Raw genomic sequence first — 16,185 nt, 5'->3', positions numbered from 1 at the left:
CCGGTTCGCAGTGCACGGGCCGCTTGCCATATGGAGCACGATCGGGCAACGATTCCGCCGCTCACGGGTTTCAAACGGCAACGCCGTTGTCGCCCGCGAAGGCCCGCTGCCTCAAAAGGCCCCGAAACACGGGCAGGCTGGACGCGTCAACAGCTCGCACTCGCGGGGGTGTTCGGCCTCGACATTTTCTGCATAGTGCCGGCGACGATGTCGAGATGACGATTTGAGCGCAGTACGGATTTGCGCATAACTGCAACCGAAGGGAGAGCGGATATGAGCTTGTTGGAGATCCGCCAATTCATGTGCCTCGATGACAATTTCGGCGTGCTGGCGCACGATCCGAAATCGGGGGCGACCTTGACCGTCGATGTGCCGGATGCGGACGCGGTGGCCAGGGAACTCGACAAGGCCGGCTGGAAGCTCACCCACATCCTGATCACCCATCACCATGCCGACCACACGCAGGGGCTGAAGGCGCTGAAGGCAAAGACCGGCGCCCACGTGATCGGGCCGGTGAAGTCCGCTTCCCGCTTTCCCGAGTTCGACCAGAACGTCGGCGACGGCGACACGGTGCGCTTCGGCGCCTACGATATCTGCTGCATCGCCACGCCGGGCCACACGCTCGACCAGATCTCCTACTGGCTGCCGGAGGCGGAGGTGGCGTTTACCGGCGACACGCTGTTCGCCATGGGCTGCGGGCGCATCTTCGAGGGCACGCCGGAAATGATGTGGGCCTCGCTGGAAAAGCTCGTCACCATGCTGCCGCCGCAGACGGCGATCTATTGCGGCCACGAATACACGCTTGCCAATGCGCGCTTCGCGGTGACCGTCGATCCCGCGAACTCCGCGCTCGCCGACCGGCTGGCGGAGGTTGAGACGTTGCGCGAGGCGGGCAAGCCGACGCTGCCCACGACCATGGCGCTGGAAAAGCAGACCAACCCCTTCCTGCGCGCGCGCGATCCCGGCGTGCAGGAGGCCGTCGGGCTCATTGGCGCCCCGGCCGACGAGGTGTTCGCCGAGGTCCGCCACCGCAAGGACACGTTCTAAAGCGGCGCGGAGAGGGGAAGGCCTGCCAGCGGGCTCTCCCCGTTCGATACGATCCGCCGGACCGCGCCAAGCAGGAGGACGAGCATGCCCGAACCGTATCTGGGTCTGAGTGCGGAGGAGGTCGTCCAGCGGCTTCGCCTGGAGCCGCATCCCGAAGGCGGCTTTTTCCGCGAAACCTTCCGCGACGCGGCCACGGTCAACGGCCGCGCGCGTTCAACGGCGATCTATTTCCTGCTGCCAGCGGGCGTCGTTTCCGCCTGGCACAAGGTGGATGCGGTGGAGGTCTGGCACCACTATGCCGGCGCGCCGCTGACGCTGTCGCTGTCGGCCGGCGAGGGCAAGCAGGAGATCACGCTGGGGCCGAACATTCTGGCCGGCCAGCAGCCGCAGGCGGTGGTGCCGGAAGGCGTGTGGCAGTCGGCGGAAAGCCTCGGCACGTGGACGCTGGTGGGCTGCACCGTCGCCCCCGCCTTCGAGTTCGACGGCTTCGAGATGGCGCCGGACGGCTGGGAGCCGGCGTAAGCGGATATTGCGAGGGAAACGGAGCGGCTTCGCCGCAGCTTGCCCACGCTGGATTCCGGGTCTGGCCATGCAGCTTCGCTGCAGACCGCCCGGAATGAGGAGCAAATGTTTGGCTTGAAGCCAAAACCACACACCCTCATTCCGGACAAGTGAGGCGGCAGCCGAGCGCCGATCCGGAACCCAGCGCAAGGAGGGAAGCGAAGCCGCTCCGCCAGTCTCCCCTCGCTACTTCTTCGCCACCATGTCGTGCGAGAGCTGGCCGAGCCATGTCTCGCTCAGCACGTCGTCGCCGTGCTTGAGGTAGACGCGCGCCTCCACCGGATCTTCCACCGGCGTCTTGGCGTCGAAGACGAGACGCCAGCGGTCGGTGCCGACGACGGGCAGGACGTAGGGCTCGATCGCCTTGCCGTCCGAAAGCTCCACCACCGCCTTCACGCCCGACTTCTGCGTCAGGCCCTTGAGCGACGGACCCTCGAAATCGATGACGACCTTGATCCGGTCGTCCGGGCGCGGCTGGCCGGGAACCCCGCCCTGGCCGACGCGGGTCGCAACCACGCGTGCGCCGCTTTCCGGCAGCGGATGGTGATCGGCCCAGGTCATGCGATAGGCGAGCGACAGCGTGCTGCCGGCCTTCGGCTGCTCTTTCGGCGTCCAGTAGGCGACGATGTTGTCGAAGATCTCGTCATCCGTCGGGATCTCCACCAGCTGGACGGAGCCGGGGCCGAAGGGCCTGAGCGGATGGATCCAGACAGACGGGCGCTTGTCGTAGAAGACGCCGTCGTCCTGATAGTCCTCGAAATTGCGGTCGCGCTGGGCAAGGCCGAAGCCCTCCACGTCCGGTACCTGGAAGGTGGAGGTGCGCACCACGTGCGGATTGTTCAGCGGGCGCCAGATGCGCTCGCCCGTGCCCGACAGGATGGCGAGGCCATCGGTGTCGTGAACCTCCGGGCGCCAGTCGCGTGCTGTCGAGCGGTTGGTCTCCGAATACCAGTACATGGAGGTGAGCGGCGCCACGCCGAGCCGTTCCACGCCTTTTCGGAAGAACAGCCGGCTGTCGACGTCGACAATCTGGCCTTTGCCGTCCTCGTTTGTGAGCGCCATCTTGTAGGCACCGGTGACGGATGGAGACTGCATCAGCGCGTAGATTACCAGCGTCTGGCCCTCATGCTCGGGCGGGGCGAGCCAGAAATCGGAAAAGCGCGGGAATTCCTCCGGCGTGGAGAGCCCGGTATCGATCGCGAGCCCGCGCGTCGACTGGCCATACTGGCGCGACTGGCCGTCGGTGCGGAAATAGCTGGCGCCGAGATAGGAGATCCAGTCGGTCTTCAGGTCGGGCCGCATGACGCGGAAGCCGGCGAAACCGATATCGTGCGGCAGGGCCTTGGCGGGGCTGTCGTCCGGCATCTCGAAGGCGTCCGGCGAATAGAGGATCTCGCGCGCCTGGCCGTCGGCGACCTCGTACATCCGCACGGGTTCCTTGAAATAGCGGCCCATGTGGAAGAACTGGATCGGCGCGTCCTTGCCGATGGTGATCGTCTCCGACGGCTTGAACCGGATCTTCCAGTGGGCGTCGTAGTCGATCTTTTCCAGCGTGTTGGCGGCGCGCACGGCGGGCGCCTCGTAGGGGGCGGCCGCGAGCGTGCGGGCGCGTTCGATCAGGCTGTCGAAGCTGAAGGGCTCGGGCGCGCCAAGCTTCAGGGCCGGTTCTGCGGCAAAGGCGGTGGTGGCGGCGATGGCGAGAGCAAGGCTCGTCAGGATGCGAAGCATGAAGAGGGCCTCGGGTCTTCGGGAAGGGCGGCTTGCACCGCGGAGGGGACGGTTGAAGGGATGCCAAAACGGGAGCGTTCCGGCAACCGGTTACGATGGCGCGCTATGGAGACGAGGCAAAATGGCGCCAGCAAGGCAAGCGGAGACAGGGCGATGTGCGTGCGTCCGACCCCGCCGTTCCGTTTCCCGAATAGTCCGCGCCCTCTTGCGCCACGGCCACGCTTGGCTACAGTGCGGCGCGAATTTCTCAAGGAATGGGGGCGATCCCAGCGCCCCGCACATCAGATCGGACGAACTCCATGGCGCTTGGCGAAAATAAGAAGGGCGATATCAAGAAGGTGGTGCTGGCCTATTCCGGTGGCCTCGACACCTCCATCATCCTGAAGTGGCTGCAGACGGAATACGGTTGCGAGGTGGTGACGTTCACTGCCGACCTCGGCCAGGGCGAGGAACTGGAGCCGGCGCGGCGCAAGGCCGAGATGCTCGGCATCAAGGAAATCTACATCGACGACCTGCGCGAGGAATTCATCCGCGACTTCGTCTTCCCGATGTTCCGCGCCAATGCGGTGTACGAAGGCGTCTACCTGCTCGGCACCTCCATCGCCCGTCCGCTGATCTCCAAGCGCCTGATCGAGATCGCGCACGAGACCGGCGCCGACGCCATCGCGCACGGGGCGACCGGCAAGGGCAATGACCAGGTCCGCTTCGAGCTGTCGGCCTATGCGCTCGATCCCGACATCAAGGTGATCGCGCCGTGGCGCGACTGGACGTTCAAGTCGCGCACCGATCTCATCGAATTTGCCGAGAAGTACCAGATCCCGGTTCCGCACGACAAACGCGGCGAGGCGCCGTTCTCGGTCGACGCGAACATGCTGCATTCGTCGTCGGAAGGTAAGGTCCTTGAGGACCCGGCCGAGGAGCCGCCGGCCTATGTCTACCAGCGCACCGTCGATCCGGTGGAGGCGCCCGACGTCGTCACCGAGATCGAGATCGGCTTCGAGAAGGGCGACGCGGTCAGCCTGAACGGCGAGAAGATGTCGCCGGCGACGCTGTTTGCCAAGCTCAACGACTATGGCCGCGACAACGGCATCGGCCGTCTCGATCTGGTGGAAAACCGCTTCGTCGGCATGAAGTCGCGCGGCGTCTACGAGACGCCGGGCGGCACGATCCTGCTCACCGCGCACCGGGCGATGGAATCGATCACGCTCGACCGCGGCGCCAGCCACCTGAAGGACGAGCTGATGCCGCGCTACGCGGAGCTGATCTACAACGGCTTCTGGTTCTCGCCGGAGCGCGAGATGCTGCAGGCCGCGATCGATCACAGCCAGCAGAAGGTGACCGGCACGGTCAGGCTGAAGCTCTACAAGGGCAACGTGATCGTCATCGGTCGCGCCTCTCCGTATTCGCTCTATTCGGAAGAGCTTGTCACCTTCGAGGATGACCAGGGCGCCTACGACCAGAAGGACGCCGCCGGCTTCATCAAGCTCAACGCGCTGCGGCTCAGGACACTCGCCAAGCGCAACCGGATTAAATAGCGCCCGCGCGCATTTGAGGTTTGTGGGAAGGGGCGGTCTTCGGGACCGCCCTTTTTCGTTGGGAGGAGGGGAGGGAGAGAAGGAAGGAAAGAGAGAAGGAAAGAGTGTGGAGTGGAGCGGCTTCGCCGCACGTGTTGCGCTGGATCCCGGGTCTGGCCATGCGGCTTCGCCGCAGACCGCCCAGGATGAGGGCGTGCGTGGCAGGCTTGAAGCTCCCCACACACGCCCTCATCCCGGACAAGCGAGGCGAAGCCGAGCGCCGATCCGGGATCCAGCGCAACACGTGCGGCGAAGCCGCTCCATACTTCCCTTGCTTCTCTTCCCCCTCCGGCGTTCCTTGGTTAATGCCGGTTTAACCACTCCCGCGCTAGCGTTGGCGCAATCGTTCAAATCATGCGTTCCGGTCCGCCCATGTCACCAGAAAAGGCCACGTCGTCGCGTCCGCGCGATCCCGAATCGGCCACCGCCTTTCAGCGTCTCAACACCCTGCTCGACGGCTTGGCGCCGGGGGCGGAGCCGATCGTGCTCACCGTCGGCGAGCCGCGCCACGCGTTGCCGTCCTTCGTCGGCCCGGTGATAGCCGCCAATCTCGACGATTACCGCCGCTATCCGCCCATTCGCGGCACCGACGAATTCCGCAAGACCGTCGCCGCATGGCTCGACCGGCGCTTCCGGCTGGGCGGGCTGATCGATCCGGACCGCCATGTCCTGCCGCTCAGCGGATCGCGCGAGGGGCTGTTCTATGCGGCGTTTACCGCCGTCGACATGTTGGGCAAGCAGAATCCGGCGATCCTGCTGCCAAATCCCTACTACCACCCCTATTCGCTGGGGGCGGCGAAGTCGGGGGCGGAGGCCGTCTATCTCGATGCCCATGAGGCGTCCGGCTTCCTGCCCGATCTCGATGCGCTCGATCCCGCGCTGCTCGATCGTACCGTCGCCTTCTATTTCGCCTCGCCGGCAAATCCGCAAGGTGCCGTCGCGCCTCTCGACTACTGGTGCCGGCTGATCGAACTGGCCCGCAAGCACCGCTTCTATGTGTTCGCGGACGAATGCTATTCGGAGATCTACCGCGAGACGCCGCCGCCGGGCGTGCTGCAGGCCGCGCGCGAGCTCGGCGGCGATCTTTCCAACATCCTCGCCTTCAATTCGCTGTCCAAGCGCTCCAACCTGCCGGGCTTGAGATGCGGGATCGCGGCCGGCGATGCGGATTTCATCGCGGAATGGACGACGTTGCGCAATTCCGCCGCCCCGCAGGTGCCGATGCCGGCGCAGGCCGTGGCGGTCGCCGCCTATTCCGACGAGAGCCACGTGGAGGAAAACCGCCGGCTCTACAACGCCAAGTTCGAGGCGGCGGAAACCATTCTGGGGCCCGCCTTCGGCTACGAAAAGCCGGAGGGCGGCTTCTTCGTCTGGCTTGATGTTTCTCGCCTCGGCGGGGGCGTGGAGGCTGCGAAGCGGCTGTGGCTGGAACAGGGGGTCAAGGTGGTGCCCGGCGCCTATCTGGCGCGCACTCAGGCCGACGGCTCCAATCCGGGCACGAACTTCATCCGTCTTGCAATGGTGGAAGACATCGATACGACGCGGCGGGCGCTTGTGCGGGTGGCCGCGCTTGCCGACACAAGCATCGGCGCACACGGCGCCGCAAAGGGATAGGGCATGCGAACGACGCGAGCCACAGTCGGATTTGTCGAGCCGGAGGACCGGATCCGCCGGCTTCTGAAGCGCAACATCGCGGGCGCGAGCGGTTTGCTGCTGATCGCGGCCGGCGCCGCGCTTGCCGCATCGCTCGCCACCTGGTCGGTGGAAGATCCGAGCCTGTCGCACGCAACGGACGCGGCGGTGCGCAACGCGCTCGGAACCCCCGGCGCGATCGTTTCCGACCTGGTCATGCAGATGATCGGGCTGTCCTCGGCGATTTTCCTGTTTCCAGTGGTGCTGTGGGGCTGGCGGCTGGTGGCCGGCAAGAGCCTCGGCATCAAGCGCGGCCGGGTGCTGACCTGGTTCCTGGGAACGCTTGCGGCCGCCGGCGCGCTCGCCTCGCTTCCCGTGCCCTCCACATGGCCGCTGCCGACCGGGCTCGGCGGCGTCTTCGGCGATTTGCTCAACATGGTTCCGCGTGCGCTTTCCGGGATGATGTCGGAAGGGCTCGCCGGGCTTGTCGGCGCCTTCGGCTTCGGCATTCCGGCGGTCGTCTTGATGCTGCACGCATCCGGCTGGATCGACCGCCGTCGCGGCGAAAAGGACTTCGAGAGCGATGTCGCCGCCCCCCTCTACGAGGAGGACGAGGATGATGATTACGAGGACGAGGACGACGGCGACAGCCGGTTCGCGACCTTCTTCGGCCATCTGGTCCACTGGGGCTACATGGCCGGAGCCATCCTGCGCCGCCTGTCCGGGCGCCGGCGCCGGGAGACGCCGCAGGCTTCCCACGCCTATGCCGGGCACGACGATATCTACGACGCGCCGGAGGAAGCCTACGAGGCCCCGCGTCCGCGCCGCACGCTGCGCCGGTGGCTTGCCGAAAAGCTGCTCGGCGAGGAAGAGGACATCTACGGCTATGAGGGGCGCCGCGAGCCGGGCGGCGGCCTGAGCGAGGCGCTGGCGCGCGCCGATGCCGCCTTCGACGACGAGGATGACGAGGGCGACTACGACAACGCCGGCTACGATGATGGCTACGAGGACGATTTCGAGCCGCCGGCCCGCACGCCCGTGGGTATCGCCGGTCCCGGCAGCGCGCCCGTCGCGGAAACGAACGCGCGCGTCGCCGCCCCCGCCCCGCGCCCGAGGCCCGGCAAGCGGGTGGTGCGCGAGGCGCAGCCTTCGTTCCTCGGTCCCGAGACCTACGAGCTGCCGCCGCTGGCGCTGCTGGCCGAGCCCAAGGCGCCGGGCAAGAACCAGACGATCTCCACCGATGCGCTGGAGCAGAACGCCCGCATCCTGGAAGGCGTGCTGGAGGATTTCGGCGTGCGCGGCGAGATCATCCACGTGCGCCCCGGCCCCGTCGTCACGCTCTACGAGCTGGAGCCGGCGCCGGGTATCAAGTCCTCGCGCGTCATTGGCCTTGCCGACGACATCGCGCGTTCCATGTCGGCGATCTCCGCGCGCGTGGCGGTCATTCCGGGCAAGAACGCCATCGGCATCGAACTGCCGAACCAGCGCCGCGAGACGGTTTTCCTGCGCGAACTTCTCGCCTCGCACGATTACGAGGCCTCCAAGGCGAAGCTGGCGCTGTCGCTCGGCAAGACCATCGGCGGCGAGCCGGTGATCGCCGACCTTGCGCGCATGCCGCACCTGCTCGTCGCCGGCACCACCGGCTCGGGCAAGTCGGTCGCCATCAACACCATGATCCTGTCGCTGCTCTACAAGCTCAATCCGGAGCAGTGCAAGCTGATCATGATCGATCCGAAGATGCTGGAACTCTCCGTCTACGACGGCATTCCGCACCTGCTGACCCCTGTCGTCACCGATCCGAAGAAGGCCGTCGTCGCGCTGAAATGGACCGTGCGCGAGATGGAGCAGCGCTACAAGAACATGTCCAAGGTCGGCGTGCGCAACATCGACGGCTTCAACACCCGCGTGGCGCAGGCCGCCAAGAAGGGCGAGGTGATCCGGCGCACGGTGCAGACCGGGTTCGACCGCGAGACGGGCGAGGCGATCTTCGAGGAGGAAGAGCTGAACCTGGAGCCGATGCCTTACATCATCGTCGTGGTCGACGAGATGGCCGACCTGATGATGGTCGCCGGCAAGGACATCGAGGGCGCGATCCAGCGTCTGGCGCAGATGGCGCGTGCCGCCGGCATCCACATCATCATGGCCACCCAACGCCCCTCGGTCGATGTCATCACCGGCACGATCAAGGCGAACTTCCCGACCCGCATCTCCTTCCAGGTGACGTCGAAGATCGACAGCCGCACCATCCTGGGCGAGCAGGGGGCCGAACAGCTTCTCGGCATGGGCGACATGCTCTACATGGCCGGCGGCGGGCGCATCCAGCGCGTGCACGGACCGTTCGTCTCCGATGGCGAGGTGGAGGAGATCGTCGCCCACCTGAAGCTGCAGGGCACGCCGCAGTACCTCGACAACATCACCGAGGACGACGGCGAGGGCGACGGCGGCTCCGGCGATATCTTCTCCGGCGGCGGCTCCGGCGACGAGGGCAACGACCTCTATGACCGGGCGGTGGCGATCGTCATCCGCGACAGGAAGGCGTCGACCAGCTACATCCAGCGCCGTCTGTCGATCGGCTACAACCGCGCCGCCTCACTGATCGAGCGCATGGAGCAGGAAGGCGTGATCAGCGCCGCCAACCACGCCGGCAAGCGCGAGGTGCTGGTGCCGGGCGAGGAAGATATCTGAGGGGGCGTGTTGCCGGGGGAGGAGGCTGTGTGGGCCAGCGCCGGAACCCATCGCCCCGCGACGCCGTTTCCACGCGACACGATGGCGCCGGCGCTGCACAATCTGCCCGCTGGCGCCGCAGATTCGCCACAGGCGGTTGGTAGCGCCCTTCACCGGGCGCACCCGTTCGAACGGCGCAAATGGAGAGAGCACTCATGGACTTCCGGTCACCGCGGACCCGATCCTCGCAGAGCAAGCCGGACCGGATCACCCGCAGGTCGAGCCTCGCACTGATGGCGGCGGCCGCCGCGGCGCTGGTGCTGGGCGTGTCCGGCGCCCCGTCGCCCGCGCGCGCCGCGCTCAACGACAAGCAGCGCGCCACGCTGGAAAAGATCAACGAGTACTTCAATTCGATCCGCACCATGGCCGGCGACTTCGTCCAGTTCGGCCCGAACGGCGAGCGGGCGGAAGGTCAGTTCTATCTGTCGCGGCCGGGCAAGATCCGCTTCCACTACAAGCCGCCCGCCCGCATCGACATCATCGCCGACGGCAAGTCCGTCTCGGTCAAGGACCGCAAGCTCCAGACCCAGGACATCTGGCCGCTGTCGAAGACGCCGCTGCGCTTCCTGCTGTCCAACAAGATCGACCTGACGAGCGACGCCAACGTGACGAGCGTGTCCGTCGAGCCCGATCTCGTCACCGTGATCATCACCGAGGACGGCACCTTCGTGCAGGGCAAGCTGACGCTCATCTTCGATGCGCAGACGCAGGAACTGAAGCAGTGGACAGTGACCGACGAACAGGGCCTCGACACCTCCGTCGCCATCTACAACGTCAAGACGGACGTGGCGATGAACGACAAGATGTTCGTCATCGACTACCTGGCCAACACCCGGCAGAAGAGCGGGCGGTAGAGCGTTTCAGGGTTTGGCGGGGCTGGGCGCGCGCTTTCGGCATCCCCTCTCATGCCCTTCCGCCGTCATTGCCCGGCACCCGCTTTTGCGGGCACAGGCTCCGTCCGGGCAATCCATCGCCAGCCGCAGCATTCGGGGTGCTTGCCGGATCACCCGGACTTCGCCGGGTGATGACGATGGAGGGGTATGAAGGCGCATAGAATCCGAGGCGAAGAACCAACTTCCATTTTCGGGCCATACTCCGAGGAGCGCTCGTCCGAGTGCGTTTCGAAGGATGGGCGGCTTGCTTCTCTCCATCCGGGAAGAGCTTGGGGGAAGCCTCAACCGAACGACACTGCCGCAATGGGCCGCAGGCGTGCGCCACACGCCCGACCTCAGAAGTCGCTGGCGATGCCCTTTTTCTCCCAGTCGCCGTAGCGCGTCGGCTCCGGGCCCTTGCGGCCGTTGATTTCCTTCGGCAGATCGCGCGGCGCGGCGTTCTTCCGCCGCTCCTCGGCTTCCAGAAGCGCGCGCTGGGCGGCGGGCGGCAGATCCTCGAAACGGCGGCGCGGCTCTTCGGCCGGCGGCTCGTTTGCCTGGCGGATCTCTGTTACGCGGTTTTCGGGCATGGGATCTTTTTCGCTCATCGTCTCAAACGGCTTTCCTTTGCGGGGCTTTCAGCCTATGGGCAAGGCCTCGCGCGCGATGTGCACGTCTTGCGGTGGCCCTTTTGCGTTCCCATCATATAGCGCAGGATCATGCCGGTTGCAGCCTCACGCAATCCCTCTTCTGCCCGGCGCCGTCGCAACGACACGGAAACTGGAAACGATGAACTACATCCGCACCGCAATGCTGCTGGCCGCCATGACGGCGCTGTTCATGGGCGTCGGTTTCCTGATCGGCGGAACCGGCGGCATGATGATCGCCTTCCTGATCGCGCTCGCCATGAACGCCTTCAGCTACTGGAACGCCGACAAGATGGTCCTGCGCATGCACAACGCGCAGGAGGTGGACGCGCGCACCGCGCCGGAATTCTACCGGATCGTGGAGCGGCTGGCGAAGAACGCCGACCTGCCGATGCCGAAGGTCTACATCATCGACAGCGAGCAGCCGAACGCGTTCGCCACCGGCCGCAACCCGGAAAACGCGGCCGTCGCGGCCTCCACGGGTCTCCTGCGCATCCTCAACCAGGACGAGGTCGCCGGCGTGATGGCGCACGAGCTGACCCACGTGAAGAACCACGACACGCTGATCATGACGATCACCGCGACCTTTGCCGGTGCGATCTCCATGCTCGGCAACTTCGCCTTCTTCTTCGGCGGCAACCGCAACAACCCGCTCGGCATTGTCGGCGTGCTGGTGGCGATGATCGTCGCGCCGATGGCGGCGATGGTGGTGCAGATGGCGATCAGCCGGACGCGCGAATACGCCGCCGACCGGGGCGGGGCGGAAATCTCCGGCCAGCCGATGGCGCTCGCCTCCGCGTTGCAGAAGATCTCCGGCGGCGTCGCCCATGTGCGCAACGAGGCGGCGGAACATGCGCCCGCGACCGCGCACATGTTCATCATCAATCCGCTGTCGGGGGAAAAGATGGACAATCTCTTCTCCACCCACCCGGCGACGGAAAACCGTATCGCGGCGCTCCGGGAGATCGCCCGCGAGATGGGCAGCCGCGGCGGCATGAAGCCGATGGCGCCGGCGGGCTTTTCCACCTCGCGCCGCAACGACGAGCCGCCGGCGGGCGGAGCCTCTGGGGGCGCTTCGGGCGGCTTCTCCGGCCCCTGGGGCCGCACACCCAACGACGAAGACAACGGCCCGCGCGGCCCCTGGGGATGACCCCTTGGGGCGACGGTTCCGGCCGAACCGCATGATCACGGATACCGAAACGGACATGAGACATTGAGTGCCGGCAACGACCGGACCGGCGGCGCCGACAGGCGCGGCAAGCCGGGCAACGACAAGAAGCCGCGCGCGGGCCGGAAGGCGTTCGAAGGCGGCCGCGGACCGAATTCCGGCAAGGGAGCATCCGCCGGCAAGGGAGCCAAGCACGGGGCGAAGGGGAGCGGCGGGGCCGGCAAGCCCGCGCAGCCGCGCGCGCCCGGGAACCAGCCGGCGCCCGTCATACAGGGGCTCGCTGCACGGCGCGCGGCCGTGGCGATCCTCGGCAAGGTCGTCCATTCACACCGCATGCTGGCGCTGGAACTCGACCCCTCGACCGGCCATCCGCTCTACCGTGATCTTGCCGACAACGACCGGGCGCTGGTGCGCGCGATCCTCGGCGTCGCGCTGCGCCGGCGTGGGCAGATCGCCGATCTTCTGAACAGGCTGCTCGACCGGCCGATCCCGGAAAAGACCGGCCGGGTGGAGGACATCCTTCACGTCGCCATCGCGCAGGTTCTGTTCCTCGATGTCGCCGACCATGCCGCCGTCTCCGTTGCGGTGGACGAGGCCGGGCGCGACCGCAAGGCGATGCCCTACAAGGGGCTGGTGAACGCGGTGCTGCGCCGGCTTATCCGCGAGCGCGAGGCGCTGCTGGCCGAACAGGATCCGGTGGCGCTGAATGCGCCGGACTGGCTTTTCGCGCGCTGGAGCGAGGCCTACGGCACCGAGACCGCCCGCGCCATCGCCGCCGCGCACATGGAGGAACCGGGTCTCGATCTGACGCTGAAGCCCGGCGAGGATGCGTCCGCCTGGGCAGAAAAGCTTGGTGCCGTGGTGCTGCCGACGGGCTCGCTGCGCATCGCCGAGCCCGGCCGGGTGGAGGACCTTGCCGGCTTTTCGGACGGCGCCTGGTGGGTGCAGGACGCCGCCGCCGCGCTGCCCGTGCGCCTTCTGGGTGACGTGGCGGGGAAGACCGTCGCCGATCTGTGCGCAGCACCCGGCGGCAAGACGGCCGAGCTTGCCGCCGCAGGCGCCAGGGTCACGGCGCTCGATATCTCGAAAAACCGGCTGAAGCGGGTTTCGCAGAACATGGCGCGGCTGTCGCTCGATGTTGAGACGGTCGCCGCCGATCTTGGCACGTGGGAGCCTGAAGCATCGTTCGACGCCATCCTGCTCGATGCGCCGTGTTCGGCCACCGGCACGGCCCGCCGCCATCCCGACATGCCGTGGCTGAAGCGCGAGGCCGATATCGCCACGCTCGCCGAGATCCAGGCCCGCTTCCTGCGCCGCGCGGTTTCGTGGCTGAAGCCGGGCGGGCTTCTGGTCTATTGCACCTGCTCGCTGGAGCCGGAGGAAGGCGAAGCCCAAATCGCGGCGCTGCTGGCCGAAGAGCCCGGCGTGGAGCGCGTGCCGGTCTCGGCCGACGAACTGCCGGGGCTCGAGGACCTGGTGTCGCCGGCCGGCGATCTGAGAACGCTGCCCTGTCACTGGCCGTCCGAGACCCCGCGCATGGGCGGCCTCGACGGCTTCTACGCCTGCCGGTTGAGGCGGGTGGGGTAGGGGCGAGAGTTCGGCCCTCCACTCGGTGTCATTCCCGCGCAGGTGGAATCCAGCATGCCAGAGGTGTTGGCGGTTCGAGCACTGCGGCCGGATCTGGTGGTTACTGGATCCCCGCCTTCGCGGGGATGACAAGCGGAGAGATTGCGCAAGAAAACACGGCTCGGTGATGCCGTCAGGTTTCGAAACCGATCGTACGCCGCGGCCTGATCTCTCCATCGTCATCCCCGGCGAACTCCGGGGCTGAGGCTTCGGGGCGAGAGTGCGGCCCTCCACTCGGTGTCATTCCCGCGAAGGCGGGAATCCAGCATTCCAGAGGCGTGGGCGGTTTGTATGCTGCGGCCGGATCCGGTGGTTACTGGATCCCCGCCTGCGCGGGGATGACAAGCAAACGCGGGGCGGGATTGCGCACAAGAGGGATGGCCTTCCGCCGCCACCGCGCGGCCTTTGCGCCCGTGCGTGCGGCGGCGACCTATGGTTAAGTATAATTTAATGGGATTACTTCACTTTTACACAATGGCGGAAGTGGCTCCGGAGCTGTATCCGGAGCGCTTGTTTGACGGGCGAGCGCGGCAGTACCGGCGCCGTGGCGACGCCTGAAGTCTGTTCGAGGGAATATCCGGTTTGGTGGAGAATGTGTCAGGAGGCGGCTCGGTGATGGCGCTCGAATCCATGTCCGATCAGGCACGGATTTGGCGGCTCGTGGCCTCGCACGTCTGGCGTTCCACCCTGCGCTGGATGCACGGGGGGCCGGCTTCCGCCTTCGCGCCCTTCAATGCCGTGCCGACGCGGCTGCTGATCGCGCCGCAGGATCTGCGCACCGCCGATCCCACCATCGCCGTCGATATCTATGCCGGGCGATTCGTCTTTTCCGGGCATTTTGTTGAAGCCGGCGGCCAGTCGCCGTTCGAGATCAATCCGCCGTCGCCCGACTGGGCCCGCGCGCTGCACGGCTTCGGCTGGCTGCGCCACCTGCGCGCCGCCGAAACGGCGATGGCGCGCTCCAACGCGCGCGCGCTCATCGACGAATGGATCCGTCTCGTCGGCCGGCGCCACGGCTTTGCCTGGGAGCCGGGCGTAGTCGCGCGCCGGGTGCTCTCGTGGCTGTCGCAATCGCCGCTTCTGCTGGAGAACTGCGACCGCGACTTCTACCGCCGGTTCCTGAAGTCGCTCGCCCGGCAGGTCCGCTTCCTGCGCAAGACCGTGAACGAGGCGCCCGACGGCCTGCCGCGCCTGCTCGCCACCATGGCGATCGCGGCGGCCTCCATCTCCATGTCGGGGCAGGGCCGGTTCGCCCGCATGTCGCTGAAGCGGCTCGATCTGGAGCTGACACGCCAGATCCTGCCCGATGGCGGCCATATCTCGCGCAACCCCGGCGCGGTTCTGGAAATCCTCGCCGACCTGCTGCCCATCCGCCAGGCCTTCACCAGCCAGGGGCTGCCGCCGAGCCAGGCGATGATGGACGCGGTCGACCGGATGATGCCGATGATCCGCTTCTTCCGCATGGGCGACGGCTCGTTCGCCCATTTCAACGGAATGGGCGCGACCTCGGGCGATCTTGTCGCCACCGTGCTCGCCTACGACGACGCACGCGGAACGCCGCCCTCCGATGCGGCCCATTCCGGCTATCAGCGGCTCGTTGCCGAGGACACGCTGGTGGTGATGGACACCGGCCGCCCGCCGCCGCCGATGCTGAGCCAGTATGCCCACGCCGGTTGCCTGAGTTTCGAGATGTCGTCGGGCCGCAACCGGATCGTGGTCAATTGCGGGGTTTCGGGCAAGGGCCACGAGACATGGCGCAAGGTGGCGCGTTCCACCGCCGCCCATTCGACGCTCGAATACAATTCCACCTCCTCCTGCCGCTTCATGGCCGGCCACCAGCTGACGCGCTGGCTGGGGTCTCTGATCGTCGCCGGGCCGACGCAGGTGCCGGTCTCACGCGAGGAGGACGATGCCGGTATCCACATCGCCGCGAGCCACAACGGCTACGCGCCCCAGCGCGTGCGCCACGATCGCACCATCCGACTTTCGCGCGACGGCTCGGTGCTGGAGGGACGCGACATGCTGGAGCCGACCGGCACGCTTCCCGTCGGCGACCATGACCGCTACGTGGTGCGCTTCCACCTGCATCCGGGCATCAAGGCGAGCCTGGTGCGCGGAGGCGGTGCGGTGCTCCTGATGTGCGCCGATGGCGAGGCGTGGGAGTTCACCGCGCCTGACGCACAGGTGTCGCTTGAGGAATCGATCTACCTCTCCGACGTGCACGGCCACCGCCACACCGAGCAGATCGTCGTCCACGAACGCCTGCGCCATCGCCGCGAGGTCTCCTGGGTCTTCCGCCGGACGGCCACCGCGAAACGGCAACGGCGACGCGGGCAGGGGGACGAGGAGCCGGTGGAGACGCTGATCTAGGGTGCTGGTGAAGGGATGCGGAGCGGCTTCGCCGCGCTTTTCGCGCTGGGTTCCGGGTCTGGCCATGCGGCTTTCGCCGCAGACCGCACGGAATGAGGAGCAAGTGGCGAGTTGAGGGCACAAGCCCGGGCGAGCACCGCTCGCCCTCATTCCGGACAAGTGAGGCGCAGCCGAACGCCGATCCGGAATCCAGAAATCAGTGCGGCGAAGCCGCTCCATCCCTCCTCCATTTCCCC

General features: G+C 66.9%; 11 protein-coding genes. 9 read left to right on the top strand and 2 right to left on the bottom strand.

Annotation, left to right across the window (positions count from 1 at the left end; all coding sequences use genetic code 11):
* Positions 1 to 273 precede the first annotated feature (273 nt).
* Together gloB and V2L18_RS17990 are read left to right on the top strand one after the other, a co-directional pair.
* On the top strand, positions 274 to 1,047 hold the full coding sequence (gloB, locus tag V2L18_RS17995; RefSeq protein WP_336179681.1) for a hydroxyacylglutathione hydrolase: 774 nt from the start codon (positions 274 to 276) through the stop codon (positions 1,045 to 1,047).
* An 84-nt stretch (positions 1,048 to 1,131) separates the two neighbouring features.
* Positions 1,132 to 1,569 (top strand): cupin domain-containing protein, encoded by a 438-nt coding sequence (locus V2L18_RS17990; protein ID WP_336179680.1) that lies wholly within the window; start codon positions 1,132 to 1,134, stop codon positions 1,567 to 1,569.
* Positions 1,570 to 1,794: 225 nt separating this feature from the next.
* Here the strand turns inward: V2L18_RS17990 and V2L18_RS17985 are convergent, their stop codons facing one another.
* Positions 1,795 to 3,336 carry a glucan biosynthesis protein gene (locus V2L18_RS17985; protein ID WP_336179679.1) on the bottom strand — a complete coding sequence of 514 codons (1,542 nt, stop codon included), beginning with the start codon at positions 3,334 to 3,336 and terminating at the stop codon, positions 1,795 to 1,797.
* A gap of 299 nt (positions 3,337 to 3,635) precedes the next feature.
* Between V2L18_RS17985 and V2L18_RS17980 the strand changes: the two genes are divergently transcribed.
* From V2L18_RS17980 to V2L18_RS17965, 4 genes are all read left to right on the top strand, one after another.
* Positions 3,636 to 4,871: an argininosuccinate synthase gene (locus tag V2L18_RS17980; protein ID WP_336179678.1), complete on the top strand. Its 1,236-nt coding sequence runs from the start codon at positions 3,636 to 3,638 to the stop codon at positions 4,869 to 4,871.
* 411 nt (positions 4,872 to 5,282) lie between these two features.
* Positions 5,283 to 6,524: an aminotransferase class I/II-fold pyridoxal phosphate-dependent enzyme gene (locus tag V2L18_RS17975; protein WP_336179677.1), complete on the top strand. Its 1,242-nt coding sequence runs from the start codon at positions 5,283 to 5,285 to the stop codon at positions 6,522 to 6,524.
* A gap of 3 nt (positions 6,525 to 6,527) precedes the next feature.
* Entirely contained in the window at positions 6,528 to 9,227 is a 2,700-nt protein-coding gene (locus V2L18_RS17970) for a DNA translocase FtsK (protein ID WP_336179676.1), read from the top strand.
* Between the two features lie 194 nt (positions 9,228 to 9,421).
* The gene (locus V2L18_RS17965) at positions 9,422 to 10,120 is read left to right on the top strand and encodes an outer-membrane lipoprotein carrier protein LolA (RefSeq protein ID WP_336179675.1); all 699 of its coding nucleotides are present in this window, start codon (positions 9,422 to 9,424) and stop codon (positions 10,118 to 10,120) included.
* Positions 10,121 to 10,494: 374 nt separating this feature from the next.
* Here the strand turns inward: V2L18_RS17965 and V2L18_RS17960 are convergent, their stop codons facing one another.
* Positions 10,495 to 10,728, bottom strand: coding sequence for a DUF1674 domain-containing protein (locus V2L18_RS17960; protein ID WP_336179784.1), 234 nt, complete (start codon positions 10,726 to 10,728; stop codon positions 10,495 to 10,497).
* A gap of 199 nt (positions 10,729 to 10,927) precedes the next feature.
* Here V2L18_RS17960 and htpX point away from each other — a divergent pair, with 199 nt between their 5' ends.
* From htpX to V2L18_RS17945, 3 genes are all read left to right on the top strand, one after another.
* On the top strand, positions 10,928 to 11,935 hold the full coding sequence (gene htpX, locus V2L18_RS17955) for a zinc metalloprotease HtpX (protein WP_336179674.1): 1,008 nt from the start codon (positions 10,928 to 10,930) through the stop codon (positions 11,933 to 11,935).
* Between the two features lie 285 nt (positions 11,936 to 12,220).
* A complete protein-coding gene (rsmB, locus tag V2L18_RS17950; RefSeq protein WP_336179783.1) occupies positions 12,221 to 13,540 on the top strand; it encodes a 16S rRNA (cytosine(967)-C(5))-methyltransferase RsmB in 1,320 nt (439 codons plus the stop codon).
* Positions 13,541 to 14,194: 654 nt separating this feature from the next.
* Entirely contained in the window at positions 14,195 to 15,949 is a 1,755-nt protein-coding gene (locus V2L18_RS17945) for a heparinase II/III family protein (RefSeq protein WP_336179673.1), read from the top strand.
* Positions 15,950 to 16,185 lie beyond the last annotated feature (236 nt).

It is taken from the genome of Breoghania sp. JC706 (genome assembly GCF_037026715.1).
Lineage (GTDB): Bacteria > Pseudomonadota > Alphaproteobacteria > Rhizobiales > Stappiaceae > Breoghania.
This window is presented reverse-complemented; position numbering and strand designations above follow the sequence as displayed.